This window comes from Actinomadura scrupuli, from assembly GCF_050971785.1.
Lineage (GTDB): Bacteria > Actinomycetota > Actinomycetes > Streptosporangiales > Streptosporangiaceae > Actinomadura_E > Actinomadura_E scrupuli.
Map to the genome: position 1 here is coordinate 591219 of NZ_JBPCCU010000005.1, position 26003 is coordinate 617221.

29 protein-coding genes and 1 pseudogene are annotated in these 26003 nt (G+C 71.2%); 20 read left to right on the forward strand and 10 right to left on the reverse strand.

All coding sequences use genetic code 11. The annotated features are described in order from the left end of the window. Nucleotides 1-34 precede the first annotated feature (34 nt). From ACRYCC_RS25315 to ACRYCC_RS25325, 3 genes are all read left to right on the forward strand, one after another. Nucleotides 35-1522 (forward strand): amino acid permease, encoded by a 1488-nt coding sequence (locus ACRYCC_RS25315; protein ID WP_433815988.1) that lies wholly within the window; start codon nt 35-37, stop codon nt 1520-1522. Nucleotides 1523-1593: 71 nt separating this feature from the next. After that, nucleotides 1594-2958 (forward strand): FAD-dependent oxidoreductase, encoded by a 1365-nt coding sequence (locus ACRYCC_RS25320; protein ID WP_433815990.1) that lies wholly within the window; start codon nt 1594-1596, stop codon nt 2956-2958. 194 nt (nt 2959-3152) lie between these two features. Then, nucleotides 3153-3518: a hypothetical protein gene (locus ACRYCC_RS25325; RefSeq protein ID WP_433815992.1), complete on the forward strand. Its 366-nt coding sequence runs from the start codon at nt 3153-3155 to the stop codon at nt 3516-3518. A gap of 60 nt (nt 3519-3578) precedes the next feature. On the opposite strand, the gene ACRYCC_RS25330 is transcribed toward ACRYCC_RS25325, so the two are convergent. Both ACRYCC_RS25330 and ACRYCC_RS25335 read right to left on the reverse strand, forming a co-directional pair. Further along, nucleotides 3579-4850, reverse strand: coding sequence for a sensor histidine kinase (locus ACRYCC_RS25330; RefSeq protein WP_433815994.1), 1272 nt, complete (start codon nt 4848-4850; stop codon nt 3579-3581). Continuing rightward, entirely contained in the window at nt 4847-5500 is a 654-nt protein-coding gene (locus ACRYCC_RS25335; RefSeq protein WP_433815996.1) for a response regulator transcription factor, read from the reverse strand. The genes ACRYCC_RS25330 and ACRYCC_RS25335 overlap by 4 nt, the downstream gene beginning before the upstream one ends. A gap of 148 nt (nt 5501-5648) precedes the next feature. Between ACRYCC_RS25335 and ACRYCC_RS25340 the strand changes: the two genes are divergently transcribed. The 5 genes from ACRYCC_RS25340 to ACRYCC_RS25360 all read left to right on the forward strand — a co-directional run bounded on the left by ACRYCC_RS25340 (nt 5649) and on the right by ACRYCC_RS25360 (nt 10945). Further along, nucleotides 5649-6182 carry a hypothetical protein gene (locus ACRYCC_RS25340; RefSeq protein WP_433815998.1) on the forward strand — a complete coding sequence of 178 codons (534 nt, stop codon included), beginning with the start codon at nt 5649-5651 and terminating at the stop codon, nt 6180-6182. Beyond that, nucleotides 6179-7231: a peptidoglycan-binding protein gene (locus ACRYCC_RS25345; RefSeq protein WP_433816000.1), complete on the forward strand. Its 1053-nt coding sequence runs from the start codon at nt 6179-6181 to the stop codon at nt 7229-7231. The genes ACRYCC_RS25340 and ACRYCC_RS25345 overlap by 4 nt, the downstream gene beginning before the upstream one ends. After that, the gene (locus ACRYCC_RS25350) at nt 7228-7941 is read left to right on the forward strand and encodes an ABC transporter ATP-binding protein (RefSeq protein ID WP_433816002.1); all 714 of its coding nucleotides are present in this window, start codon (nt 7228-7230) and stop codon (nt 7939-7941) included. The genes ACRYCC_RS25345 and ACRYCC_RS25350 overlap by 4 nt, the downstream gene beginning before the upstream one ends. 89 nt (nt 7942-8030) lie before the next feature. Continuing rightward, nucleotides 8031-9197: an ABC transporter permease gene (locus ACRYCC_RS25355; protein WP_433816061.1), complete on the forward strand. Its 1167-nt coding sequence runs from the start codon at nt 8031-8033 to the stop codon at nt 9195-9197. Nucleotides 9198-9382: 185 nt separating this feature from the next. Further along, nucleotides 9383-10945 carry an AMP-binding protein gene (locus ACRYCC_RS25360; RefSeq protein ID WP_433816063.1) on the forward strand — a complete coding sequence of 521 codons (1563 nt, stop codon included), beginning with the start codon at nt 9383-9385 and terminating at the stop codon, nt 10943-10945. Nucleotides 10946-11054: 109 nt separating this feature from the next. Here ACRYCC_RS25360 and ACRYCC_RS25365 read toward each other — a convergent pair whose 3' ends face one another. The 5 genes from ACRYCC_RS25365 to ACRYCC_RS25385 all read right to left on the reverse strand — a co-directional run bounded on the left by ACRYCC_RS25365 (nt 11055) and on the right by ACRYCC_RS25385 (nt 15064). Next, entirely contained in the window at nt 11055-11222 is a 168-nt protein-coding gene (locus tag ACRYCC_RS25365; RefSeq protein WP_433816004.1) for a hypothetical protein, read from the reverse strand. A 595-nt stretch (nt 11223-11817) separates the two neighbouring features. After that, entirely contained in the window at nt 11818-12681 is an 864-nt protein-coding gene (gene efeU, locus ACRYCC_RS25370) for an iron uptake transporter permease EfeU (RefSeq protein WP_433816005.1), read from the reverse strand. A 127-nt stretch (nt 12682-12808) separates the two neighbouring features. Next, nucleotides 12809-14062: an HRDC domain-containing protein gene (locus ACRYCC_RS25375; RefSeq protein ID WP_433816065.1), complete on the reverse strand. Its 1254-nt coding sequence runs from the start codon at nt 14060-14062 to the stop codon at nt 12809-12811. 111 nt (nt 14063-14173) lie between these two features. Next, on the reverse strand, nt 14174-14779 hold the full coding sequence (locus ACRYCC_RS25380) for a DUF3000 domain-containing protein (protein WP_433816007.1): 606 nt from the start codon (nt 14777-14779) through the stop codon (nt 14174-14176). 84 nt (nt 14780-14863) lie between these two features. Further along, the gene (locus ACRYCC_RS25385) at nt 14864-15064 is read right to left on the reverse strand and encodes a hypothetical protein (RefSeq protein WP_433816009.1); all 201 of its coding nucleotides are present in this window, start codon (nt 15062-15064) and stop codon (nt 14864-14866) included. Between the two features lie 227 nt (nt 15065-15291). Here ACRYCC_RS25385 and hemE point away from each other — a divergent pair, with 227 nt between their 5' ends. After that, on the forward strand, nt 15292-16299 hold the full coding sequence (gene hemE, locus ACRYCC_RS25390; RefSeq protein ID WP_433816067.1) for a uroporphyrinogen decarboxylase: 1008 nt from the start codon (nt 15292-15294) through the stop codon (nt 16297-16299). Nucleotides 16300-16508: 209 nt separating this feature from the next. On the opposite strand, the gene ACRYCC_RS25395 is transcribed toward hemE, so the two are convergent. After that, the gene (locus ACRYCC_RS25395; RefSeq protein WP_433816011.1) at nt 16509-17465 is read right to left on the reverse strand and encodes a DUF4349 domain-containing protein; all 957 of its coding nucleotides are present in this window, start codon (nt 17463-17465) and stop codon (nt 16509-16511) included. A gap of 210 nt (nt 17466-17675) precedes the next feature. On the opposite strand from ACRYCC_RS25395, the gene hemG reads away from it, so the two are divergent. From hemG to ACRYCC_RS25410, 3 genes are all read left to right on the forward strand, one after another. After that, on the forward strand, nt 17676-19265 hold the full coding sequence (gene hemG, locus ACRYCC_RS25400; RefSeq protein ID WP_433816012.1) for a protoporphyrinogen oxidase: 1590 nt from the start codon (nt 17676-17678) through the stop codon (nt 19263-19265). Further along, entirely contained in the window at nt 19147-19845 is a 699-nt protein-coding gene (gene hemQ, locus ACRYCC_RS25405; RefSeq protein WP_433816014.1) for a hydrogen peroxide-dependent heme synthase, read from the forward strand. Before hemG ends, hemQ begins: the two co-directional genes overlap by 119 nt. A 75-nt stretch (nt 19846-19920) precedes the next feature. Then, complete coding sequence (locus ACRYCC_RS25410; protein WP_433816016.1) at nt 19921-20508, forward strand: hypothetical protein; 588 nt, start codon at nt 19921-19923, stop codon at nt 20506-20508. Between the two features lie 6 nt (nt 20509-20514). On the opposite strand, the gene msrB is transcribed toward ACRYCC_RS25410, so the two are convergent. Continuing rightward, a complete protein-coding gene (gene msrB / locus ACRYCC_RS25415; RefSeq protein WP_433816017.1) occupies nt 20515-20922 on the reverse strand; it encodes a peptide-methionine (R)-S-oxide reductase MsrB in 408 nt (135 codons plus the stop codon). A 132-nt stretch (nt 20923-21054) separates the two neighbouring features. Between msrB and ACRYCC_RS25420 the strand changes: the two genes are divergently transcribed. The 7 genes from ACRYCC_RS25420 (at nt 21055) to ACRYCC_RS25450 (ending at nt 24535) form a co-directional block, all read left to right on the forward strand. Next, nucleotides 21055-21288 (forward strand): hypothetical protein, encoded by a 234-nt coding sequence (locus tag ACRYCC_RS25420; RefSeq protein ID WP_433816019.1) that lies wholly within the window; start codon nt 21055-21057, stop codon nt 21286-21288. Between the two features lie 62 nt (nt 21289-21350). Continuing rightward, nucleotides 21351-22406, forward strand: coding sequence for a DNA polymerase domain-containing protein (locus ACRYCC_RS25425; RefSeq protein ID WP_433816021.1), 1056 nt, complete (start codon nt 21351-21353; stop codon nt 22404-22406). 114 nt (nt 22407-22520) lie between these two features. Continuing rightward, nucleotides 22521-22721: a DUF4236 domain-containing protein gene (locus ACRYCC_RS25430; protein WP_433816023.1), complete on the forward strand. Its 201-nt coding sequence runs from the start codon at nt 22521-22523 to the stop codon at nt 22719-22721. Between the two features lie 88 nt (nt 22722-22809). Beyond that, nucleotides 22810-23361, forward strand: coding sequence for a GNAT family N-acetyltransferase (locus tag ACRYCC_RS25435; protein ID WP_433816024.1), 552 nt, complete (start codon nt 22810-22812; stop codon nt 23359-23361). 22 nt (nt 23362-23383) lie between these two features. Next, nucleotides 23384-23590: a helix-hairpin-helix domain-containing protein gene (locus tag ACRYCC_RS25440; protein ID WP_433816026.1), complete on the forward strand. Its 207-nt coding sequence runs from the start codon at nt 23384-23386 to the stop codon at nt 23588-23590. A gap of 105 nt (nt 23591-23695) precedes the next feature. After that, complete coding sequence (locus ACRYCC_RS25445; protein WP_433816028.1) at nt 23696-24085, forward strand: DUF732 domain-containing protein; 390 nt, start codon at nt 23696-23698, stop codon at nt 24083-24085. Between the two features lie 123 nt (nt 24086-24208). Continuing rightward, a complete protein-coding gene (locus ACRYCC_RS25450; protein ID WP_433816030.1) occupies nt 24209-24535 on the forward strand; it encodes a putative quinol monooxygenase in 327 nt (108 codons plus the stop codon). A gap of 245 nt (nt 24536-24780) precedes the next feature. On the opposite strand, the gene ACRYCC_RS25455 is transcribed toward ACRYCC_RS25450, so the two are convergent. After that, on the reverse strand, nt 24781-25080 hold the full coding sequence (locus tag ACRYCC_RS25455; RefSeq protein ID WP_433816032.1) for a hypothetical protein: 300 nt from the start codon (nt 25078-25080) through the stop codon (nt 24781-24783). Nucleotides 25081-25870: 790 nt separating this feature from the next. Between ACRYCC_RS25455 and ACRYCC_RS25460 the strand changes: the two are divergent. Beyond that, a pseudogene (locus tag ACRYCC_RS25460) lies at nt 25871-26003 on the forward strand (IS481 family transposase); the annotation flags it as partial.

A 26003-nucleotide genomic window follows, 5' to 3' on the forward strand; every position in this document is an offset into this window, starting at 1 on the left:
ACGAGATGGACTTGACTCCCTGGGGAGGCGCGGGATGGGTGTGCTGCGGACCAAGCCGGTCGAGCAGTCGATCCGCGACACCGACGAGGAAGGGCACCGGCTGCGCAAGGACCTGTCGGCGCTGGACCTGACCGTCTTCGGCGTCGGGGTCATCGTGGGCACGGGCATCTTCGTGCTCACCGGCCGGGTCGCCCGGGAGAACGCCGGCCCGGCGGTCGCGATCTCCTTCGTCATCGCCGGCGTCGTGTGCGCGCTCGCCGCCCTGTGCTACGCGGAGTTCGCCTCCACGGTGCCGGTCGCGGGCTCGGCGTACACCTTCTCCTACGCCACGCTCGGCGAGTTCCCGGCCTGGATCATCGGCTGGGACCTCATCCTGGAGCTGGCACTCGGCGCGGCCGTGGTGGCCGTCGGATGGTCCGGCTATGCCCAGTCGCTGCTGGACGGCATGGGCTGGCATCTGCCCTCCTCGCTCGCCGGGGAGCACGCCGCCTTCAACATCCCGGCCGTGCTGGTCGTGCTGGCCGTCACCACGCTGCTCGTGCTCGGGGTCAAGATCTCCTCACGGGTGAACGCCATCGTGGTCTTCATCAAGATCTCGGTCGTGCTGCTGGTGATCGTCGCCGGGCTGTTCTTCGTCAAGAGCTCCAACTACCGGCCCTTCATCCCGGCCTCCGAGCCGAGCCCGTCGGTCGGCGGGCTGAAGGCCCCGCTCATGCAGGTCGTCTTCGGCATCTCGCCGGTGAGCTTCGGCTGGCTCGGGATCTTCAGCGCCGTCTCGGTCGTCTTCTTCGCCTACATCGGCTTCGACATCGTCGCCACCGCGGCCGAGGAGTCCCGCCGGCCGCAGCGCGATCTGCCCATCGGGATCCTCGGCTCGCTGGCGATCTGCACCGTGCTGTACGTGGCGGTGTCCCTGGTCGTGGTCGGCATGCAGAACTACCGGCGGCTCAGCGAGGAGGCGCCACTGGCCGACGCCTTCAAGGCGGTCGGGCATCCGGCCTTCGCCACGATCGTCAGCATCGGCGCGCTGGCCGGGCTCACCACGGTCGTGCTCATCCTGCTGCTCGGCCAGAGCCGGGTCTTCTTCGCGATGAGCCGTGACGGCCTGCTGCCGTCCTGGCTGGCCGCGGTGCATCCCAGGTTCGGCACGCCGTACCGTTCGACCATCCTCATGGGGCTGATCGTCGCCGTCATGGCGGGCCTGATCCCGCTGTCGGCGCTGGCCGAGCTGGTGAACATCGGCACGCTGTTCGCCTTCCTGGTCGTCTCGGCCGGCGTGATGATCCTGCGCCGCACCCGGCCCGACCTGCCGCGGGCGTTCCAGGTGCCGCTGGTCCCGGTGGTGCCGATCCTGTCGATACTCGGCTGTCTCTTCGTGATGTTCAACCTACCGGTGGAGACCTGGCTGCGGTTCGTCGGGTGGATGGTGATCGGCGCCGCGATCTACTTTCTGTACGGGCGGACGCACAGCCGGCTGCGGGCCGGGATCCCCGCCGAGCAGGGCCGGAACGCCTCCGCCTAGCAGCCGGTCCCGAAACCGCGATCCTTCACACGGCCCCCACCCGGTGCACACGGACGCCCGATGCGGGCACAATGGCGTTCGTGGCAGATCTGAAAGATGTGCGCGTGGCAGTGGTCGGATCGGGGCCCGCGGGCCTCTACGCGGCCGAGGCCCTGGTCAAGCAGGCCGACGGACAGGTGCGCGTCGACGTGTTCGACCGGCTGCCGACCCCGTACGGCCTCGTACGCTACGGCGTCGCCCCCGACCACAAGTCGATCAAGGCCATCGCCCGGTACCTGCAGAAGGTGCTGGAGCATCCCTCCGTGCGCTTCTTCGGGTGCGTGGAGCTCGGCCGCGACGTCACCCGGGAGGAGCTGCTCTCCTGCTACGACGCGGTGATCTACTCCACCGGGGCGATGGTCGACCGGCACCTGGGCATCCCCGGTGAGGACCTGCCGGGCAGCGTGGCCGCCACCGACTTCGTCAACTGGTACTGCGGGCATCCCGACGCCGCCGGCCACGACTTCGACCTGTCGGTCGAGGAGGTCGCCGTCATCGGCGTGGGCAACGTCGCGGTCGACGTGGTGCGCATCCTGGCCAAGACCGCCGAGGAGCTCCGCCAGACCGACATTCCCGAATCGGTGATCGACGTCCTCGCGGCCAGCAAGGTGCGGAAGATCCACCTGATCGGGCGGCGCGGCCCGGCCCAGGCCAAGTTCACCACCAAGGAGGCCCGCGAGCTCGGCGAGCTGGACAACGCCACCATCCGGGTCCGCCCCGAGGACCTCGACCTGGACCCGGCCAGCGCCGCCCTGGCCGAGACCGACCGGCTGGTGCGCGGCAACGTCAAGGCCATGCGGGCCTGGACGGAGCCGCCCGCCGACGACCTGCCGCGCCACATCGACCTGCGCTTCTGGCTCGCCCCCGCCGAGATCCTCGGCACCGGCCGGGTCGAGGGGCTGAAGCTGGAGCGGACCCGGCTGTCGGAGGAGGGCCGGGTGGTGGGCACCGGGGAGCACGAGACCCTGCCCGTGGGCATGGTGCTGCGGTCGGTCGGGTACCAGAGCGTCGCGCTGGACGGCGTTCCGTTCGACGCGCGCTCGTACGTCATCCCCAACCAGCACGGCCGCATCCTCGGCGAGGACGGCACGCCCGTGCCGGGAGAGTACGTCGCCGGCTGGATCAAGCGCGGTCCCTCCGGGGTCGTGGGCACCAACAAGTCCGACGCGGCCGAGACCGTCCAGGCCCTGCTGGCCGATGTCGCCGCGGCCGAGGACCGGGCCCGGCCCGCCCGGCGGATCGAGACGCTGCTCGAGGAGCGGGGCTGCCCGCCGGTCACCTACGAGGACTGGCTCAACCTCGACGCCGCCGAGATCGCCCTCGCCGCCGGCCTCGAGCGGGGCGAGCGGGTCAAACTCGGCGACTGGGAAGCGATGCGCGCCGCCTGCCGCCCCTGATCCCGATCACCGGAACCCTGCCCCGTACGCCAGCTGCCACACGATCATGTCGTTCCGTCGAAAGCCGCACAATCGGCATGGATTTCCTATGGAACGGAAGGCCTCCAGGCCGGTGCCGACGAAAGCCCCCGGCGGGGCCGGTCCGCACCGGCAATCCGGTGACAAGGGGTTGACGTGAGCGCTAACGTGCGGCTGTGGCCGTCGGTTCCGAGGTGTACGGATTTCCTCCGCCCGGGCGCCTGCCTCAGCTGAGGTGGCTCGGCCCGGACTACGTGTCCGTGCTCGTCCATGATCTGACGCAGGGTCTCCTGCGCCAGGATTCCGGTACGCAGGTGCTGGGTGTGCGGTGCGAGTCCGACCCCTCGCTGCAGGCCTCGGCCGACCCGACCGGGGTGATCCGGTCCCATGAGGCGAGTTTCCAGCTCCAGGTGTTCGTCCAGGACGGCTCCGGCCGGCCCTGGCGGCTCAACGGGCGGTGGACCTACGCGGGCCGCGATCTCGGCACCAGCGCGGCCTCCGTCGTCCACTACTGGCACCTGTTCTCCGCCGACGGAGTCTGACCCCCACCCCCATCCTCATCTCTCCGTGATCATGCAATCAATCGTCGATCGATTGCATGATCACGGAGAGATTGCGTGATCACGGCGAAGAGCCGGGGGCAGAGCGCGCGGTTCCGTGGCCGGGGGGCGGGGGCCCGGGGGCTCCGGTGGGCCGCCGGGGACCAGGCGGACCGTGACGACGAGCCCGCCGCCCGGCCGGGGCACCGCCGTGACCGTCCCGCCGTGGGCCTGCGCCACGGCCCGGACGATCGAGAGCCCGAGCCCCGCTCCGCGCGCCGATCCGACCCGGTCGGCGCGCAGCCGCCGGAACGGCTCGAAGATCCGGTCGAGCTCGTAGGGCGCGACGACCGGCCCGGTGTTCTCCACCCGCACCACCGGGGCGCCCCCCATCCGGCCGGTACGGATCCGTACCTCACCGTTCGCGACGTTGTACTTGACCGCGTTCTCGATCAGGTTCACCACGCAGCGTTCGAGCAGCACCGGGTCGCCGGTGGTGGCGGCCGGCGCCAGCTCCGCCGTGACCGACACCCCGGCCTCCTCGACCAGGTCCTCCAGCTGCTCCACCGCACTCCGCACGGCGTCCTGGAGGGTCACCGGCACCCGGGCCGCCAGTTCGCGCTCGGACCGGGCGAGCAGCAGCAGCCCCTCGATGAGCCGCTCGTGGCGTTCGTTGGTGCCCAGCAGGGTGTGCGCCAGCGTCCTGGTCTCCTCCGAGGTGCCGCGGCGCGCCAGCGTCACCTCCAGCACCGTCCGGTTGATGGTGAGCGGGGTGCGCAGCTCGTGCGAGGCGTTGGCCACGAACCGCCGCTGGGCGTCGAACGCCCGGTGCAGCCGGTCCAGCATGGCGTCGAAGGTGTCGGCCAGCTCCTTGATCTCGTCCGCTGGCCCGTCCAGGCCGATCCGCTCGTGCAGGGTGCTGTCCGAGAGCCGGCGCGCGGTGGCGGTGACCTTGTGGAGCGGGCGGAGCGTACGGCCGGCGACGATGTAGCCGAGCACCACGGCGAGCAGTCCCAGGGCCAGCATGGCCAGCAGCGAGTTCTGGATCAGCTCGCGCAGGACGGCTTGGTTCTGTTCGTCGATCTGCCGCATGACCTCGTTCTTGAGCGCCAGCAGGTCCGAGGGCAGCGGCATCTCCGGGTCGAGGGGCGAGCTCGTCCCGGTGACGGCCGCCCTGGAGCCGCCGATCCGGATCGAGAACCTGTTCCGCATCGCCTGGGCGGTCTGCGCGTACATCAGCGCGACCAGGACAGTCCCGGTCACGAGGAACAGCGAACCGTAGATCAGGGTCAGCCGGGACCGCAGGCTCAGCCGCCCGGCGGCGATCGCGTTCACAGCCGGTACCCGACGCCGGTGACGGTCTCGATGACCACGGGATCGCCGAGCTTCTTGCGCAGGGTGGCCATCGCGACGCGGACGATGTTGCTGAACGGGTCGATGTTCTCGTCCCACGCGCGGTCCAGCAGCTGCTCGGCGCTGACCACGCCGCCGTCGGCGCGCAGCAGCTCCTCCAGCACGGCGAACTCCTTGCGGGTGAGCTCGACGGGCCGCCGGTCGCGTTCGACCGTACGGCGGCGCGGGTCGAGCCGGATCCCGGCCCGTTCCAGCACGGGCGGCAGTGGCGGGGCGGACCGGCGGGCCAGTGCCCGCACCCGGGCGACCAGCTCGGCGAAGACGAACGGCTTGGCCAGGTAGTCGTCGGCTCCCAGCGACAGCCCGTCCACCCGCTCCTCGACGTCGCCCGCCGCGGTGAGCATGAGGATCCGGGTACGGCCGCGGGCCGCCACCAGCGCCTGGCACACCTCGTCGCCGTGCACCCCCGGCAGGTCGCGGTCCAGGACGACCACGTCGTAACTCACGTAGGACGTGCGGTCCAGTGCGTCGGCCCCGTCGTAGACGACGTCCACGGCGATGGCCTCCTCCCGCAGCCCGGACGCGATCGCGTCCGCCAGGACCTCCTCGTCCTCAACGATCAGCACCCGCATGGCGCACCCCTTCCGGCCGGCGCCCACCAGGGTCGCGTACGGGACGTTAAGCCTGGATAAGCCGCCGATGGCTAACACGGGCTTAATCCGGGGGCCGGTCCAATGACCTCTGCCGGCGGCGCGCGGCCCCGGCGGGAAGGTCAAGATCATGAGAAGCCACAGGTATCTCCTCGTCGTACCGCTGGTCGCGGTGCTGACGGGACTGGCCGGATGCGGGGGAGACAAGTCCGAGGACGGGGTGGCCAGCGCCGGGCGGGCCGGCGCCAAGGGCCCCTCGGCCACCCCCTCCCAGTCGCTCGATCCCAAGGACGCCCAGGTCAAGTTCGCCCAGTGCATGCGGCAGAACGGCGTCCCCATGGCCGACCCCGGCAGCTCCGGCGCGGTGCGGATCGAGGCGCGCGGCGACCGGACCAAGGTCGAGGCCGCCATGAAGAAGTGCCGGCCCTACCTCCAGGCGGGCGGGAAGCTCCCGAACATGAAGGACCCCAAGGTCCGGGACCAGATGGTGAAGTTCGCCCAGTGCATGCGCCAGCACGGCATCGACATGCCCGATCCCAAGCCCGACGGCGGTATCCAGCTCAAGATCGGGAAGGGCGGCAAGGCCAAGGCCGACAAGGCCATGCAGGAGTGCAGGCAGTTCGCGCCCGGCATGCGGGCGGGCACGCCGGGGAAGGCGCAGTGAGGCGGGCGGTCGCGGCGGGCGCCGTCGTCACCGTCGTCGTCGCGGGCGGCGGAGCGGCGTTCGCCCTGGCCGGCGGCGACGGGCAGGCGGCGCCTCCACCGAGCCTCTCCACCCCCACCGCCGAGATCACCCGTGGCGACCTCGTCGACACCGCCAGCGTCGACGGCACCCTGACCTACGCCGACGAGCGGGCGGTGCAGACCGGCGCGGCCGGGACCGTCACCTGGGCTCCGGAGGCCGGGGCGACGATCACCCGCGGACGGTCCCTGTTCAAGGTGGACGGCAGGCCGGTGACCCTGATGTACGGAGACCTGCCGCTCTACCGGGCACTGCGCGACGGGGTGAGCGACGGCAAGGACGTACGCCAGCTCGAACGCAACCTGCGGGCCCTCGGCTACGGCGACGGGCTCACCGTGGACGAGACGTTCTCGGCGGCGACCGCCGACGCCGTCGAGGAGTGGCAGCACGATCGCGGGCTGCCGGAGACGGGAGGCGTCGACGCCGCCCAGGTCGTGTTCCAGCCCGGAGCCGTCCGGATCAAGGAGGCCAAGGTCGTCAAGGGCGGCCGCACGTCGCCCGGCCAGCCCGCTCTCACCGTGACCGGCACCCGCCGGATCGTCCACGTCGACCTCGACTCCGACAAGCAGGACCTGGCCCGCAAGGGCGCCGTCGTCGGCATCGAACTGCCCGGCGGCACCTCGGTGGAGGGCCGGATCGCCGAGATCGGCACCGTCGCCGAGCAGAGCGGCGGCCAGGGGGAGGAGGAGAAGACCACCATCGATGTGGAGATCACCCTGGTCGGGAAGAGCGGGCGGCTGGACCAGGCGCCCGTCACGGTCGAGCTGGAGAGCGAGCGCCGCGAGAACGTGCTGTCGGTGCCGGTCGAGGCGCTGCTGGCGCTGCGGGAGGGCGGCTTCGGCGTGGAGGTCGTGGAGGGCACGGCCCGCCGCATCCTGCCGGTCACCCTCGGGACGTTCGGTGCCGGCCGGGTCGAGATCACCGGTGCCGGGCTCCGCGACGGCATGAAGGTCGGGGTGCCCGCCTCATGACCGCCATCGTCGAGCTCTCCGGGGTGACCAAGATCTATCCGGGCGAGGTCGCCGCGCTGCGGGGAGTGGACCTGGTGATCGAGCCGGGGGAGCAGACCGCCATCGTCGGGCCGTCCGGCTCGGGCAAGTCCACGCTGCTGCACCTGATCGGCACCCTCGACCGGCCGTCGGCGGGCTCGGTGCGGATCGCCGGCTACGAGGTCTCCGAGCTGTCGGACCGGGAGCTGTCGGCGCTGCGCGCCCAGCATCTGGGCTTCGTCTTCCAGCAGTTCCACCTGGCCGCCGGGGTCAGCGCGGTCGACAACGTGGCCGACGGCCTGCTGTACGGGGGCGTACCGCTGCGCGAGCGCCGGGAGCGGGCGGTGGCGGCGCTGGAGCGGGTCGGGCTCGGTCACCGCACCGGGCACCGGCCGCACGAGCTGTCGGGCGGCGAGCAGCAACGGGTCGCGGTGGCCCGTGCCGTGGTGGGGGAGCCGAGCCTGCTGATGGCCGACGAGCCGACCGGCAACCTCGACTCCGCAGCGGGCGCCGAGGTCCTGGAACTGCTCGGTGAGCTGCACCGCACCGGGACCACCATCGCGATCATCACCCATGACACGGAGGTCGCCGGCTGGGCGCCCCGCAGGGTCAGGGTCCGCGACGGCCGCATCGTCGCGGACGAGTACACGGCGGCCGCCCTGGGGCCCGCCACGGAAGGCAGGTCCCGGTGAGAGCCCCCCGTCTGAGAGCGGCCCGTCTGAGAGCCCCCCGCCCGCGGGCACGCCGCCGTACCCGCGACGGCCGGCTGAACCCGGCGCGACTGCGGGCCGGCGACGTCGCCCGGGTCGGCGTCGCCGGGCTGCGGGCCCGGCCCACCCGGGTGGTGCTGTCCGCGCTGGGCATCGCGATCGGGATCGCCACCATGGTCGCCGTCATCGGCATCTCCGCGTCCAGCAAGCAGCAGCTGCTCGAGCGGCTCGACCGGCTCGGCACCAACCTGCTGACGGTCAAGCCCGGCAACACCCTGTTCGGGGAGGGCGCCGAGCTGCCCGAGGAGTCCGTGGCCATGGTGCGGCGGATCGGGCCCGTACGGACGGTCGCCGCCACCGGGGCGGCGGACGCGACGGTGCGGCGGACCAACCGGATCCCCAAGGAGGTCACCGGCGGCATCGCCGTGCAGGCCGCGGGAACCGAGCTGCTGCGGACCATCGACGCGACCCTGCGGTCGGGCGCCTGGCTGAACGCCGCGACCGGCCGCTACCCCGGAGTCGTCCTGGGCTCGGAGGCCGCCAAGCGGCTGGGCATCGTCCGGCCCGGCCTCCAGGTCTGGATCGGGGACCGCTGGTTCACCGTGGTCGGGATCCTCAGCCCGGCCGAGCTCGCCCCCGAGATCGACCGTTCGGCGCTGGTCGGCTGGGAGGCGGCCCGCACCTACCTGGGCTTCGACGGCCATCCGACGACGCTCTACGAGCGCTCGACGGACGCCTCGGTGGAGGCGGTTCGCGACGTACTGGCGCGTACGGTCAATCCGGAGCACCCCGAGGAGGTCGAGGTGAGCCGTCCTTCGGACGCGCTGACAGCCAAGGCCGCGGCCGCCGGGGCGTTCACCAACCTGCTGCTGGGGCTGGGAGCCGTCGCCCTCCTGGTCGGCGGCGTCGGGGTGGCCAACACCATGGTGATCTCGGTGCTGGAACGGCGCCGCGAGATCGGGTTGCGCCGCTCGCTGGGCGCCACCCGGGGCCAGATGCGGTTGCAGTTCCTGGCCGAATCCCTGTTGCTGTCGGCGCTGGGCGGTGTCGTCGGCGCGCTGCTGGGCTCCCTGGCCACGATCGCCTTCGCGACCTACCGGGGCTGGCCGCCGGTCGTCCCCGCCTGGGCACTGGCCGGTGCCGTCGGAGCCACCCTGGTCATCGGCACCGTCGCGGGGCTCTATCCGGCGATGCGGGCCGCACGCCTGTCGCCCACTGTGGCACTCACCACAGCCTGAAATCCCCTCATGAGGGGAGAAACCGATGTAGGACCAAAAGTGATGTTTAAAACCACTAACCTAATGGATCTGGTCGGTACGGGCCACCCGCCGTCGGGCCGGTGGCCGGACGGTAAGGGTGGTGGTACGTGCGGCTGGGTCGGCTTCGGCGGCGGGTCGCGGCGGCGGTCACCCTGCCGTTCGTGATGAGACGCAGCGGCCTGCTGTGGCCCGGTTCGCCGGCCCGGATGGTCCACCAGCTCGTCGCGCTGCAACGCTGGGGCACCACGCTGGCCGGCTCGTTCATCGTCGCGGCCATCCGTGACCCCGACCGGCCCGCGATCGTCGACGAGTTCGGCGCGCTCAGCTACGCCGAGGTCGACGACCGGACCACCCGGCTGGCCATCGCCCTCGGCGCCGGGTTCGACACCGAGGACGGGCCGCCGCGAGTGGCGCTGCTGTGCCGCAACCACCGGGGCATGGTCGAGTCGCTGATCGCCTGCGGCAAGCTCGGCGCCGACACCGTGCTGCTCAACACCGGGCTCGCCACCGAACAGCTGCTCACCATCCTGGCCGAGCAGCGGATCGACGTCCTCATCGCCGACGCCGAGTTCGAGCCGCTCCTGGTCGCCGCCCCCGGCTCCATCCGCAAGCTCACCGCGGACGGCCTGGACGACCTGCTGGCCGCGACCCCGCAGCAGCCGTTCCAGCCGTTCCAGCCGCCGGAGCGGCCGGGCCGTACCATCGTGCTCAGCTCGGGGACCACCGGCAGCCCCAAGGGCGCCGAGCGGCCGCCCCGGCCGGGCCTGCGGCCGTTCGCCGCGGTGGCCTCCCGGATCCCCCTGCGGGCCGGGGACACGATGCTGATCGAGGCGCCGCTCTTCCACACCTGGGGCTACGCCGGCCTGCAACTGGCCCTGGCCCTGCGCGCCACCGTCGTGCTCAACCGCCGCTACGAGGCGCAGTCCACTCTCGCCGCCATCGAGCGGCACCGCTGCACGGTCCTCATCGCGGTGCCGGTCATGCTGCAGCGGCTGCTCGAACTGCCCGTCGACCAGTACGACCTGAGGACCCTGCGGGTGGTGGCCGCCAGCGGCTCCGCGCTGCCGGGCGGCCTGGCCACCGGCTTCATGGAGGCCTTCGGGGACGTGCTCTACAACCTCTACGGCTCCACCGAGGCCTCCTGGGTGAGCATCGCCACGCCGGAGGACCTGCGGGAGCGCCCCGGCACGGCCGGCCGGCCGCCGCGGGGCACCCGGCTGGCCATCCTCGACGCGGACGGCGCACCCGTCCCGCCCGGCGCGCAGGGCCACATCCACGCCGACAACGAGATGCTCTTCGACGGCTACACCAGCGGCGAGCCGCGGGAGGGCCGGGACGGCATGCTGAGCCTCGGCGACATCGGGCACCTCGACCCGCAGGGCCGGCTGTTCGTGGAGGGGCGCGGCGACGACATGGTGATCTCCGGCGGGGAGAACATCTTCCCCGGCGAGGTCGAGGACGTCATCGCCCGGCTGCCCGAGGTCCGCGAGGTGGCCGTGCTGGGCGTGCCCGACGCCCGCTTCGGCCAGCGGCTCGCCGCCTACGTGGTCGTGCGGGCCGGCGAGCACCTGGACTGTGACGCGGTCCGCGACTGCGTGCGGCAGCGCTTCGCCCGGTTCGCCGTCCCCCGGGACGTGCACTTCCTCGACTCGCTGCCGCGTACCCCCGCCGGCAAGATCGTCCGCTCCACCCTGCTCGACCTGAAGGCCGCGGCCTGCACGAGCTGACGGGCCGCTCCCGATCGGTCGCGGCGCGATGCGGCGTCAGAGAAGGTGAGGGGCCGGCTTCGTCGGAAGCCGGCCCCTCGGTTAGACCCCGGAAGTCACTTCCCGGGGATTACTTGCCGTCGGAACGGTACTCGTCCCGGCTGTTGGTGTCGTCGTCGTCCGGCTGGGCGCCGGTCAACTTGTCGCCCTGCGTCCGGTAGGGGTGCTTGTCGCTCCAGTCCACCTTCGGCTTGTCCTCGGACCGGTCCCGGTCGTCGGAGTCCTTCGAGCGCGCCATTTCGACCTCCTCTTGTTTGTCTGGTTCGCCGCGTCGGGGAACCACTGCGAGGGGGACAGTACGAAGGTCGGTGGCAGTCGCAACCCGCCCATGAGGGTCTGTTCCGCACGGTCGAAATGCGCGGAGGAAGGGCGAGATCCGCAGTCTGACCTGCGGAAAGGTCGAAGACTACGACGCGGCCGGCTCAACTCGGGCAATGGTCCGGGCTGACCGCCGACGCGATCAAATGCCTTCCGGTGACCCGGGATGACCTGCGTGAAAGGGGTGATTGCGCGCTTGTGCGAGAGCGGGACCTCAGAGCCCGGAATGGCGGCGGGAAATTTTCAGTCTCGCTCGGGAGAGGACAGGACGGTCGCCGCAGAATGGTGAGAATGGCTGCATACCTCAGACCATGCCAGAAAGCGGCATATGTCAGACAAGGGGCATAGAAGAGCAAAAGTTCACATATCGGGCGACAGGCGGATCCGCGCATCGGGCGGCAGGCGGAATGGAGACGGAACGGAGGGGAACGGAGACGGAACGGAGACGGAACGGAGACGGAACGGAGACGGAACGGAGACGGAACGGAGACGGAACGGAGACGGAACGCGGCAGGTCAGGACGTGGCGGTCTCGGGCGCCTTCGCAGCGGAAACGGCCGGAGTGCGCGGCGGCCGGAGGAAGAAGTACATCACCGTGACGACGTAGACCGCCCACGTGATCAGCTGCAGCCAGGTGATCTTCGGGGTGACGTTGAGGACTCCCTGGAAGATCGTCTGCATCCAGTCGCCGGCGGTGCCGAAGTGGGCGAAGAACTGGGCCGGCTCCAGCGCGAGCGACGTGATGCCGGGCAGCACGTCGGCCTCCTGCAGGTCGTGGAAACCGTAGCCGAGGACGCCGGCGGCGACGATGATCAAGCCTGCGCCGGTCCAGGTGAAGAAGGCCTTGAGGTTGAGCTTCAGGCCGCCCCGGTAGATCAGGTAGCCGAGGACCACGGCCACCGCCAGGCCGGTCACGGCCCCGCTCACCGGCTGTACCGCCGAGCCGGTGGAGTGGCTGATGTTGGTCCACAGGAACAGGGCGGTCTCCAGACCCTCACGGCCCACCGACAGGAACGCCACGACGAACAGCGCACCGGCCCCCATGTCGATCGCGCTGTCCAGCCTGCCCTCGAGCTCGGCCTTGATCCCGCGGGCCGCTCGGCGCATCCAGAAGACCATCCAGGTGACCAGGCCGACCGCCACGATCGACAGCAGGCCGCCGGTCAGCTCCTGGATCTTGAAGTGGTTCTCCTGTGCCACGACGACCTGCAGGAGCAGGGCGAAGGCCACGCTCACCGCCACCGCGGCCCCGATCCCCATCCACACGGGCGTCAGGGCACGGCGGTTGCCCTTCTTGACCAGGTAGGCGATGAGGATGCTGACGACCAGCGCGGCCTCCAGCCCCTCACGCAGGCCGATGAGAAAGTTGCCGAGAAACACGCGGGTGCTCCAGAGGGGTCGGGGGGACCGGTCACGAGATGTCCAGATTAGGCAAAGCTAACCTAAGGCAGAGTGTGACCTCGCCTCCGGGTCCGGTGCAAGCCCCCCGCCACCGGTCACAGGAGTTTCACAGGTCGCCTTTGATCTCCAGCCGCTGCAGCGCCTTGGCCACCGGCACCGAGACCAGCTCCACCTGCCAGTTGCGGGCGCCCAGGGCGCGCAGCGCCGCCGCGACCGCCTCCGGGGTCAGGTCGGCGGGCGGACTCCAGGTGAGCCTGCGCACCGCGTCGGGCTGCAGGAGGTTCTCACTCGGCAGATGGTGCTCGTCGGCGAGCGCGGAGACCACGGCGCGGGTGGTGCTGAGCCGCTTGGCCGCCTCCGGGTCGCGTTCGGCCCACCGGTGCGCGGGCGGCGGGCCCTCGCCGGGCTGGCTCTGCTCCGGCTGCTCGCTCTCGGGCAGCACCCGGGCCGTCGAGATCGACCGCAGCCAGACCGACAGGTGCCGGCGTGCGCCGCGGTTGCGCATCGTGGCCAGCGCGGTCAGGTCCGCGGGGGTACGCGGCGCGGTGAGCGCCAGCTCGATGATCGCCGCGTCCGACAGCACCCGGCCGGGGGAGATGTCACGCTCCTGGGCGATCTGGTCCCGGGCCTCCCACAGCTCACGCACGATCGCCAGCGCCCGCCGGTTGCGCACCCGGTGAATGCCGGACGTACGGCGCCATGGTTCGGAACGCGGCGGCCTGGGAGGCGCCGCGAGGATCGCCGCGAACTCCTCCATGGCCCAGTCGAGCTTGCCCGCCTCCACGAGCTCGGCGTGCAGGGCGTCGCGGAGCTCTACCAGCAGCTCCACGTCCAGCGCCGCGTAGCGCAGCCAGTCCTCGGGCAGCGGGCGGGTCGACCAGTCGGCGGCCGAGTGCCCCTTCTCCAGCGAGAAGCCCAGCACCGTCTCGACCATCGAGCCGAGGCCCACCCTCGGGTGGCCCAGCAGCCGCCCGGCCAGCTCGGTGTCGAACAGCCGCCGCGGCGCCAGGCCGATCTCGGCCAGGCAGGGCAGGTCCTGGTTGGCGGCGTGCAGCACCAACTCGGTGCCGGCGAGGGCCGTGTCGAGCGCGGACAGGTCTGGGCAGGCGATCGGGTCGATGAGGGCGGTGCCCGCCCCCTGCCGGCGCAGTTGCACCAGATAGGCGCGCTGGCCGTAGCGATAGCCCGAGGCCCGCTCGGCGTCGACCGCGACCGGACCGGTCCCGGCGGCGAACGCCTCGATGACCCGTTCCAGGGCCGCGGTGGTGATCACTACGGGCGGAACGCCCTCCCGCGGCTCCAGCAGCGGCTCGGCCGCGGGCACCGGTACGGGCTCGACCGCCGGTGTCTGCGGCGTCACCGTCGCCGCCGGGTCTCCCGGCTCGGGCGCCAGCGGCTCTTGTCTTGCTTCCGACACTCCCACGCGCCTACCGTACGTCCTTGTAGTCGAGGTCCTCGAATATGGCCTCGGCTAGTGCCCGGGGCCGGGGCGCCGCTGGGGCAGCACGCTCACCCCGGACGGGGGCAGCCCCGCCGCCATGCACATCACCTCGCACCACGCGGCCACATGGCCGGCCATGTCGTCTCCGGTCGGCGACCACGACGCCCGCAGCTCCAGTTCCGTGGTCGAGGGCTCGTCCTGCTTGTCGCCGAAGCTCTCCGAGACCGCCCGGGTGATGGTGCCCGAGACACCGGCGTAACCGGCGTTCTCCAGCGCCTCGATCAGCCAGCTCCACGCCACCGAGCCGATCAGCTCCTCGGCGGCGATCTCCGGATCCAGATCGGCCCGGATGTAGGCGACCAGCCGGAACTCGCCCGCCCAGCCGCTGCGGCCCTCCGGGTCGTACAGCAGGATCAGGCGGCCGCCGGCGATCTCGTCGTCCTCGCGGTACACGGTCGCGGCGATGGCCGCGGAGAACGGCGCCAGCCGCTGCGGCGCCGGCATGTCCTCCAGCTCGAGCTCCGGCCGGGCCGGGTCGCCCTCGAGGGCACGGCGCAGCGTCTCGACGGCGCGCTGGAAGACGGCCGGCGGTTCGGTGGCCTCGGGCTTGGGAGGGGTCATGTGCGGGGCGGCCATGGTGTGAGCGTAGATCGCCGGACGGCCGGAGCCCCGGGTCGCCGCGCCGGGCGGCCGAGTGCGCTGAACGAGCATGGCACCGGCTCAGGCGGCCCGTGCGGTGCGGCCGGCGACCCGGACGTCGCACGGCTCCGGAAGCCCGATCAGCAGGGCGGCGCCGCATTCCGTGCAGGCCCGCTCGGGGCACTCCGCGCCGTGCCCGTCCGCGCATGGCGGTCGCTCGAACACGCGCTCGTCGCCGCAGCCGGAGCAGTGGCGGATCTCGACGGAATCGGAGCGGTACACGACGGGGGCCTCCTTCGAGGGGTCGGAAGGATACTCAGGGGACGTTTACATGTCCGGCAGGGGGAGTGCGGGACCTTGCCCGGCGTGTCTCCAACTTCCTGCCACCACGCCCCGCGCTGCTTTCGGCGGGTTCCGCGGCTCGTTACTGGGGGTGCGGTGATTCATGGGACCATCGCTACGTGTCTGCTACCTCGACTGCCACCCCGACTGACGACGAGCCCGAATTCCTGCGCGCCTGCCGCCGTCTGCCGGTTCCGCACACCCCGGTGTGGTTCATGCGGCAGGCCGGCCGTTCGCTGCCCGAGTATCTGCGCCTGCGCGAGGGCACCCAGATGCTCGAGGCGTGCGCCACCCCGGACCTCGTCACAGAGATCACGTTGCAGCCGGTCCGCCGGTACGCCGTGGACGCGGCGATCTTCTTCAGCGACATCGTGGTGCCGCTCAAGGCGATCGGGATCGACCTGGACATCAAGCCGGGGGTCGGCCCGGTCATCGCGGACCCGATCCGGGACGCCGCGGCGGTGTCCCGGCTGCGCCCGCTCACCCCGGACGACGTGCCCTACGTGACCGAGTCGATCGGCGCCCTGGTCGGTGAGCTGGGCAGGATCCCGCTGATCGGCTTCGCCGGCGGCCCCTTCACCCTCGGCTCCTACCTCATCGAGGGCGGCCCGTCGAAGAACCACGATCGCACCAAGGCCATGATGTACGGCGAGCCGGAGCTGTGGGCCGAGCTCATGGACCGGCTGGCCGACATCACGATCGCCTTCCTGAAGGTGCAGGCCCACGCGGGCGCCAGGGCCCTCCAGGTCTTCGACTCCTGGGTCGGCGCGGTGAGCGCCGAGGACTACCGGCTCTCGGTCCTGCCGCACACCAGCAAGATCTTCACCGCGCTCGAGGAGCTCGGGGTGCCCCGGATCCACTTCGGGGTCGGCACCGGTGAGCTGCTCGGCCTGATGGGCGAGGCGGGCGCCGACGTCGTCGGCGTCGACTGGCGGGTACCGCTGGACGAGGCCGTCAGCCGGGTGTCGTTCGGCAAGGCGCTGCAGGGCAACCTCGATCCCGCGATCCTGCTGGCGCCGTGGGAGGTCGTCGAGGAGCGCGCCCGCGACGTGCTCCGCCGCGGGCGCACCGCCGAGGGGCACATCTTCAACCTCGGCCACGGCGTGCTGCCCTCGACCGACCCCGACATGCTCGCCCGGCTGGCCGACTTCGTGCACGAGGAGTCCGCCCGCTGACCCCGGCCCCCTTCGTCCCGGAGGCACCGATCCGGCCCCAGGGCACCCGCTCCGCCGGCGATGCCCCTCCCGCCAGAGAGACGCCCTCCCGCCGTGATCATGCAATCGTTCGACGAGTGATTGCATGATCACGGCGGGAGGGCGTGATCGCAGCGGGGGAGAGGGCGGATCAGCCGGGAAGGGCGCGGCCGCGGGGCGGACCGGCCCGGTCAGGAGGCGGCCGGGTCCGGGGGCGGTGGCGAGGCGGGCGAGCTGACGGGGGGCTTGCGGCGCCTCCTGGTCAGCCACCAGGCGGGCAGCCCGACCACGGCGGCCACGACCAGGAAGGGCAGCAGCCAGCCGAGCACGGTGGCGGCTCCCGAGACGACCGCGACAAAGGCGTCCCAGCCGGACTTCAGGCCGCCGACGAAGCCGCCCTCGTCGTCGTGCCGCTTGGCCGGCTGGACACCGGGAGCCTCCAGCTGCAGGGTCACGGTGCCGTAGCGGGTCTGCAGGGCCAGGGACTTCTGCCGGGCCTGGAGCGATTCCAGGTCGGCCTCCCGCCGGGAGATCTCCTGCTCGACGTTGAGCACCTCGCCGACGGTGTTGGCCCGGTTCAGCAGCTTGCGGAACGTCTGGAGCGTGGCCTGTGCCGACTTGACCCGGCTGTCGACATCGGCGACCTGCTCGGTGACGTCCTCGGCCTGCTGCTGGAGGGAGAGCTTGGTCCCCAGCTGCCCGGTCAGCTGACCCAGCACCGTGCTGTACTTGTCGGAGGGCACCTTGAAGGTGAGGTTGGAGGTCACCGGCCTGCTGGAGCCGGTCTCGCTCTCGACGTAGCCGCCCGCCGCCGTCACCAGCTGCTTGGCGGTCGTGGCCGCGTTGTCCACGTTCTTCGCCCGCACCCGGAGGTTGGCGGTGTAGATCACCGAACGGGCGGCGGAGGCCGGGACGTTGATCTGGCTCGCCGTGGTCGCCCCGCCGGCGGACGTGCCGCCGGCGGACGTTCCGGCGGCGGCCTCGGGCCCTGCGGGCGCCCGCTTGGCACCGGGACCGGCGTCCACGGCCGGAGGAGCGGCCGGGGCGGCGTTCGACGCCGAATCCCCGGACCCGGACTGGGAACCACCGCAGCCGGCCAGGACCAGGGCGACGGCGCAGACGCAGAGGACGTACTTGACGATGCGCATGGCGATCCGACGATGTGGCGTCCGTCACGGTTCTGCACATGTGATCGCGATCCGGTCACGATGGCATGGCGCCCCGGTCACGGGCGGCCCCGCCACCGCAGGTACCCGGCGTCGGCGGCGCCCGGATCCGGCGTCATGGCCGGATCATGGCCCAACGTCTGCGAAGGTGGAGATGGAGACATGTACAGCGAGTGAGGAGGCGAGAGCGGCATGAGCTCGTCCTACGGGCCCCGCTCGGTGCGTTCCGCGGACGGGCCGCCCGCTCCGCCGCACGTCGCCGTCATCGGCGGGGGCATCGCGGGCCTGGCGGCCGCGCGGTTCCTGGTGCGTGGTGGTGCGCGGGTCACCGTGCTGGAGGGATCGCCCCAGATCGGCGGGAAGCTGCGGGTCAGTGAGATCGCCGGCGTGGCCGTCGACGAGGGCGCCGAGGCGATGCTGGCCCGCCGGCCGGAGGGCCTCGACCTGGTCCGCGGCATCGGGCTCGGCGACGAGCTCGTCTATCCCGCCACCACCTCCGCCGCGATCCTCAGCTACGGAGAGTTGCGGCCGATGCCGGCCGGCCACGTGATGGGCGTCCCCGCCGACCTGGGCGCCCTGGCCCGGTCCGGGGTGCTGTCGCGGGCGGGAGTGGCCCGGGTGGCGCTCGACCTGGTACGGGGCCCGACCCCGCGCGGGTCCGACGTCTCCGTCGCCGACTACGTCGGGGCCCGGATGGGCCGCGAACTCGTGGACCGGCTGGTCGAGCCGCTGCTCGGCGGGGTCTACGCCGGCCGGGCCGAGGACCTGTCGTTCGACGCGACGCTGCCCTCGGTCGCCGCCGCCGCCCACACGCACCGATCCCTGATCAGCGCCGCTCGCACCGTACGCGAGGCGGCGCCCGCGGCCGGCGGGCCGGTCTTCACGACCCTGCCCGGGGGCCTGGGCACGCTGCCCGCGGTCCTCGCCGAGCTGGTGGAGTCGGCGGGGGGCCGGGTGCGCACCGAGGCGACGGTCCGGGAGCTGCGGCGCCTGCCCGCGGAGTCCGGGGGCGGCTGGCGGCTGACGATCGGCTCCGCGCACGAGCCGGAGCAGCTCGACGTGGACGCCGTGGTCGTCGCGGTGCCGGGCCGTCCGGCCGCCCGGCTGCTGGCCGGCGAGGCGCCCGTCGCCGCCCGCGAGCTCGACCGGATCGACTACGCCAGCATGGCGATCGTGACCCTGGCCTACGCCTCGACGGCATTCCCGCGGATGCCGAACGGCAGTGGCTACCTCGTGCCCGCGGTGGAGGGGCGCGAGGTCAAGGCGGTCACGTTCAGCACGGTGAAGTGGCCGCACCTCGCCGAGCGCCGGCCGGGCACCGTGATCGTGCGCTGCTCCATCGGCCGGTTCGGCGACGAGTACCTGCTGCAGCGGTCCGACGACGATCTCAAGGCGATGGCGATGGCCGAGCTCGCCGCCACCTGCGGAGCCGGTGAGCTGCCCATTGAGCACCGGGTCACCCGGTGGGGCGGCGGGCTGCCGCAGTACACCGTGGGCCACGCCGACCGGGTGGCCAGGATCCGGTCGGCCGTGGCCGGGCTGCCGGGGCTGGCGGTGGCCGGCGCGGCCTATGACGGGCTGGGGATCCCCGCCTGCATCGCCTCGGGACGGTCCGCGGCCTCCCGGGTGCTGGACCATCTCAACAGTCGGGGAGAATCGAGTCATGGCGACGACGGACAGGCCCAAGGCACGCGATCTCAACCAGGTGATCCGCTACACGATGTGGTCGGTCTTCAGGGTGCAGAGCCCGATGGAGGCCGACAGATCCGCGGTGGCCCGTGAGGTCGAGGAACTGATCGGACAGGCGGCCGCCAAGGACGTCACCACGCGTGGTCTCTACGACGTCGGCGGGCTGCGGGCCGACGCCGACTTCATGTTCTGGTGGCACGCGCCGACCGCCGACGACCTCCAGGAGGTCTACAACCGGTTCCGCCGCACCGCGCTGGGCCGCGCCTGCCTGCCGGTGTGGTCGGCGATGGCGCTGCACCGGCCGGCGGAGTTCAACAAGAGCCACATCCCGGCCTTCCTCGCCGACGAGGAGCCCCGGGCGTACGTGTGCGTCTACCCGTTCGTGCGGTCCTACGAGTGGTACCTGCTGCCCGACGAGGAGCGCAGGGCGATGCTCGCCGAGCACGGCAAGATGGCTCGCGGGTTCCCCGACGTACGGGCGAACACCGTGGCCTCCTTCGCGCTGGGCGACTACGAGTGGATGCTGGCCTTCGAGGCCGACGAGCTGCACCGCATCGTCGACCTGATGCGGGAGCTGCGCGCCTCGACCGCGCGGCGCCACGTCCGCGAGGAGGTCCCCTTCTACACCGGCTCCCGCAAGCCCGTCGCGGAGCTGGTGGCGGCCCTGCCGTAGCCGGACCGGTCGAGTACGCACAATTCTGTCTGGTGTGAGGGGAGTCGTGGTGTACGCGGAAGTAAGGTGCCCTTTGTGAGTACCTCTCCCGGGCAAGCGAGTGGCCGGCATGCCAAGCCGCCCTCCAAGTTCGCCACCACCTGTGACGAGGCCATCCGTACCCTTTCCGGCAAGAAGGGCGTCGGCCGGCTCGTCGTGGCCGGGACCGGGGCGGGAGCGGTGGTGCTGGCCGGGACGGTCGTGACGCTCGCCCTCTCGGCCGGCGGCGGGCACACCGCTCCGCCCGAGCGCCGGGTCGCGCGGCCCGCCACCCCCGCGGCGGTCTCCTCCCAGGTGCCCGCCGGCACCCTGGCGGCCGACGGCACCGGCGACGACCCGGCGGCGATCGACTACTTCCGCAGCAAGGACGCCAAGGTCGCCGGGCACGTCGAGCGGGTCAGCCGGGACGGCCAGTTCCTCCGGGTCTACACCGACTACCCGGAGGAGGACGCCAACTCCGCCTCGGCCATCTCGCTGTGCGACTGGACGAGCGAGTTGCTCAAGAGCGAGGGCGACCCGGCCACCTTCGTCTTCATCCACGGCACGAGCACCGACAACGGCAGCGTCGTGCTCGCCAACAAGGTCAGCCCGACCGACAGCTGCAAGGTCGACGAGACCAAGTAGCGGCGCTCACTCCTGAGGTTCGAGGGTGAGGCTGATGCTGTTGATGCAGAACCTGTCGTCGGTGGGCGTCGCGTAGCCCTCGCCGTGGAAGACGTGGCCCAGGTGCGAGTCGCAGTGCGCGCAGCGCACCTCGGTGCGGACCGCGCCGAGGGAGCGGTCCTCGAGCAGGGTCACCGCGTCGGAGTCGGACGGCGCATAGAAACTCGGCCAGCCGCAGTGCGATTCGAACTTGGTGTCGGACCGGAACAGCTCGGTGCCGCACGCCCGGCAGCGGTACACTCCGACGGTCTTGGTGTCGGTGTACTCACCGGTGAAGGGCCGCTCGGTGCCCGCCTCACGGAGCACGTGGAACTCCTCGGGGGACAGCTGGGCTCGCCACTCTTCCTCGGTCTTCTGGATCTTCTCTGTGCTCATGAGTCCGACGGTACCCGGTGTCCGCGGGCACGGTTCGGGTGAGGCTCCGAGGTGAGGCGTTGACGGCCGCGGGCAACCTTTGCGCCCCCGGGAGTGTCATAAGGGGGACGGCGTGTTTCTCGGGGGGAACTGATGGGCGTGCAGGATCGCGGGGGCAGGCCCCGGCTGGCGGCCTTGGGGGTCGTCACCGGGTACGGGCTGGTCGCGTCGGTGTTCACCACCATCGCGGCGGTCCGGCTGAGGGGTCTGCACGACGGCGGGGTGGGACTGCGGCTCGGCTGCGTGGTGAGCACCGTCGGCCTGCTCGTCCTCGTCGCGGCCGTGGGAGCCGTGGTGCGCCGCACCTGGCGGCGCCGGCGCGGCTGACGATCGCGTGATCGCAGAGACCGAGGGGGACAGGAGATCCCGGCCGGGGTAGCGTTCCTTCCATGGCATCGCCCTTCATCGAGATCCCGGTGGGAGATCGGCTGGTCAAGGTCAGCAACCCCGACAAGATCTATTTCCCTGAGCGAGGGCTGACCAAGCGGGACCTGGTCGAGTACTTCCTGTCGGTCGGTGACGGGATCCTGCGCGCCCTGCACCACCGGCCCACCACGCTCGAACGCTGGCCCTCCGGAGTCTTCGAGGGCGCCAAGCTGGCCACCCGCATGGACGTCCGGAACGCCGACGCCTTCTACCAGAAGCGGGTTCCCAAGGGGGCTCCCGACTGGGTGCAGACCGCCCGGATCGACTTCCCGAGCGGCCGCTCCGCCGACGAGGTCTGCCCCACGGAGCTCGCGGTGGTGGCCTGGGCGGTCAATCTCGGTACCCTCACCTTCCACCCGTGGCCGGTGCGGGCCGACGACGTGGACCACCCCGACGAGCTGCGCATCGACCTGGACCCCCAGCCCGGCACGGACTTCGCCGACGCCGTCGAGGTGGCGCTGGGGCCGGTCCGCGACCTGCTCGGCGAGATCGGGCATGTCGGCTTCCCCAAGACCTCCGGGAAGGCGGGCGTCCACATCTACGTGCGGATCGAGCCGCGCTGGACCTTCACCGAGGTACGCCGCGCGGCGCTGGCCTTCGCCCGGGAGGTGGAGCGGCGGGTGCCCGACAAGGTCACCACCAAGTGGTGGAAGGAGGAGCGCGGGGAGCAGATCTTCATCGACTTCAACCAGAATGCCAGGGACCGTACGATCGCCTCCGCCTACAGCGTCCGGCCGCTGCCGCACGCACCGGTCTCGGCCCCTCTCACCTGGGAGGAGCTGGCGTCGGCCGCGCCGGGGGACTTCACGGTCGAGACCATGCCCGCCCGGTTCGCCGCCGTCGGGGACGTGCACGCCGCCATCGACGACCGGGCGTTCTCGCTGGAGCCGCTGCTGGAGCTGGCGGACCAGGACGAGAAGGCGCACGGGCTGGGCGACATGCCCTACCCCCCGAACTACCCCAAGATGGCCGGCGAGCCCAAGCGGGTCCAGCCCAGCCGGGCCAGGAACGACGGCTGAACAGCTGGTTTCACCATCATCTGCCGAAATACCGGTTAAGGTCGTCCCTTTTGTGGACTTCCGTGTCGAGTGGTTCGCCCAGGGCACTCCTTGAGCTGATCAAGGAGGCATTTCATGGGTTGGGGATATCGCAAGTCGATCAAGGTCGGTCCGTTCCGTTTCAACCTGTCGAAGTCCGGGGTGGGGCACAGCGTCGGTGGCAAGGGTGCCCGCTACACCAAGACCGCGGACGGCCGGAAACAGATGACCTTCCGGATCCCGGGCACGGGACTGTCCTGGCGGCGCCCGCTGGGCCGGCGCCGGTCGCGCGACTGACACCGAGCCGGGGAGCGGGCACGGCGCCGGACGTGCCCGCTCCTCGCCGTTTTCCGGCCCGGCGGGCCCCCGCCGTAAAGTGGAGGCCGTGGAGATCTCGCCGATGCTGCCACGGCACGCAGCCGAGGTGCTGGCCATCTACCAGGCCGGCATGGACGCAGGCAACGCGACCTTCGAGACCGTGGCCCCCGACTGGGCCGGGTTCGACGCGGCCCGGCTGACCGGGCACCGGTTCGTCGCCGAGGAGGCCGGGCGGGTGCTGGGCTGGACGGCGCTGTCGGCGGTCTCGGCCCGCCGGGTGTACGCGGGCGTCGCGGACCTCGCGATCTACGTCCATCCGGAGAGCCAGGGCCGGGGAATCGGCCGGGCCCTGCTGAGAGCGCTCATCGACTCCAGTGAGCGGGCCGGGGTGTGGACCCTCCAGGCCGGGATCTTCCCCGAGAACCTCGCGAGCATCCGGCTCCATCAGGCGGCCGGATTCCGCCTGGTCGGGGTACGCGAACGGATCGGCCGGCACGACCATGACGGCCGGGCCCGGTGGCGTGACGTGGCCCTGCTGGAGCGCCGCAGCGCCGCCGTCGGCCCACCGCCGGACGTCTCGGCGGGCGCCGCGCCCGCGAGCACCGGCGGATCTGCGTAGTCACATCATCCGGAGGCACACCTTGGGGACCGCACGCGACACCGATCTGCCGGCGAAACTGGCCGCACCGGCGCGACGGGCACTGGTCGGCGCCGGCTACCTCCGCCTGGAGCAGCTCGCCGGGCTCTCGGAGGCCGACGTGATGAAGCTGCACGGCATGGGACCGAACGCGATCAAGGTGCTCCGGGCGGCCCTCGAAGAGCACGGCCTGTCCTTCCGCGAAGAATGATCGCCGGCTCCGGGTGCCGGACGGCAGGACCTCCGCGGGGCGGGTCGGTGGCCGGTTCAGGGTATTCACCGACACGCTGACGTGCGAGGTCCTACCATTCCCGCCATGCGACGGATAGTGGTGACCGCCCTGATGGTCGGGTTTGCGGCGAGTATCGCGGGGTGCGGCGGCGGCTCCGCCGGCGGGCGGGCCGCCTCGGCTGCCCCGTCCGCTCCCTCGGCCTCGGCCCGGTCGTCGGTCCCGCCGAGCGGGCTGGTCCTGACCGCGAACCGCGCCGACTACCTGAACTACCTGCGCCGGGTGGACCGCCGCCTGGTGGTCAACGAGGACCGGGCGGTCCGCGGCGGCGAGTCGACGTGCGCGGACATCAAGGCCGGGATGGCCGGGGGCAAGTTGCTGCAGCAGGTCAGCGCGCGTTTCGGCGGCGGGCGCGTCAAGCTCGGCAAGGTCAAGGCCGCGCGGATCGTCGCGGCCGCCAAGCGCTGGATCTGCTGAGGCCGCGAGGTCAGGTCATCGGGCAGACCGGTGCCCGGCCTCCGCCTGCCGTGCCCGGCCGCCTGACATCATCGATGGCAACCGCGGGAGAACGGTTCCCGCGCGACTGGATGAGAGAGCCTCATGATCTTCATCACCGCCAAGTTCCGGGTCCGTCCCGAACACGCCGACCGCTGGCCCGAGATCACTGACGAGTTCACCAGGGCATGCCGGCAGGAGCCCGGCTGTCTGTGGTTCGACTGGTCCCGCAGCGTGGACGACCCGACCGAGTACGTCCTGGTCGAGGCCTTCCGCGACGGCGACGCCGGTGCCGCGCACGTCTCCTCGGAGCACTTCAGGAAGGCGCAGAAATGGCTGCCACCGCATCTGGCCGAGACGCCCCGCATCGTCAACGCCGAAGTCCCGCAGGACGACTGGTCGCGGCTGGGTGAGATGGCGGTGCCGGAGTAGCAGGCCGCGCCTGCCCGGAGCCGTGGGCCCCGGTGATGATCGCGGCACCGGAAGCGGGTCTGCGCCCTCCGGGAGCCTAGATCTCGATCAGGCAGGACTTCTCTTGGCTCAGAGTGGCTGACCTGGGAAACGTGCCCTGACCTGGGCTACAGCGGTGTGGACGTCTTTCAACGCCTGCCACCAATTCGTGACCTGTTCCATGCTCCGGCGGAACAGAGGCGGAACGGCCGCCTAGTTGGCGAGCGTCACGTCTGGAGGAGATCTAGCCTGTCGCGTGCACGCTGACGATCTTCATCGGTGAAGAGGCTCTCGAACTCCGGCTTCAAGACATGTGCCTCTACAGAGAGATCAAGCCGACCATGGCTCCGAAGCGTTTCGAACCCGTCCGATACTTGATCACTCCACAGGAGCTGCCGCGCAGTCGCGAAACCGCCGAGCTCTGACACCATCTGAATGAAGCGGCTCGCGTTGTACCCGAGATCTCTCTTGGCGGTTTGGTAGATTTCGATCATTGCGCGGTGAAACTGACGTTCTGTCTCATTCACTGTCCACCTCCAGCTCTATGGCGAGTCTCCTGTATCTCGTTGCGGTAGTCCACGCACTCGGATCTGCTGGGCTGCTGGCCGGGCGAGCTGCTCTTCGCCAACTGTCGGATTAGAAGTGGATCACTTCACTGAAGGCTTAATACACCCTTGACCTGCACAGAGACTATAGGCCCTCTCTTTAGGGTGGGTGATCGTTCCGCGCATATTCCGGATCTTGAAGTCTGGCGGGTTGTGCGGCCGGTATGGGAAGAGGATCATTCGGGTCCTGAGGGGATGTGGTTCGCATGTCGTCGTTTTTGCTGCGTCGTCCTGTAACGACAGTGGTAGTCCTCTGGGCGCTGATGCTGTTCGCCGCGCTCGGCGCTCTCGGTATGCGGGGCGACGTACAGACACGGTGGTGGGGTAACGCGCTGGTTCTGGCTGTGATCGCGTATTCCGTCGGAGTCACCGGGTACCTCGTGTACAAGGGGCCGCCAGATAATGCGAGGCCTGAGCAGGCTGCCATGATCGTCTTCTCAATGATCATTTCTCCCGTGCTGATAGCGGTAGCGGCTGTTCTGCTTTGGGCGGCGTCATGGTCCCTGTGGGTCGCCCTCGTTGCCAGCGGGGTCCAGTTCGGTTGGTACGTGTGGCACTTGCCTACGTCCGGCCAGGCTCAGGGGGCAAAAACTGATTGACGGGGCCCTCAGTTTCTCGTCGATGCTCAAGCGTCAAACTTCTGCTACGCCTGTCCGTCCCGTGTGCCGTCGACCCACCCCTTGGGGCGAGCGGGCCGCCGGCGGGGCCGTCGCTTCCGCACACGGGCTTGATCGAGCCGGGCCGGCGTAAGCGCAGGCGGGAGGATTACCGGCGGTGGGAGCGGGATGCTCCGATGGCGTTGTGGCAGATGGACATCGTTGGTGGGGTGTGGTTGGCGGACGGCA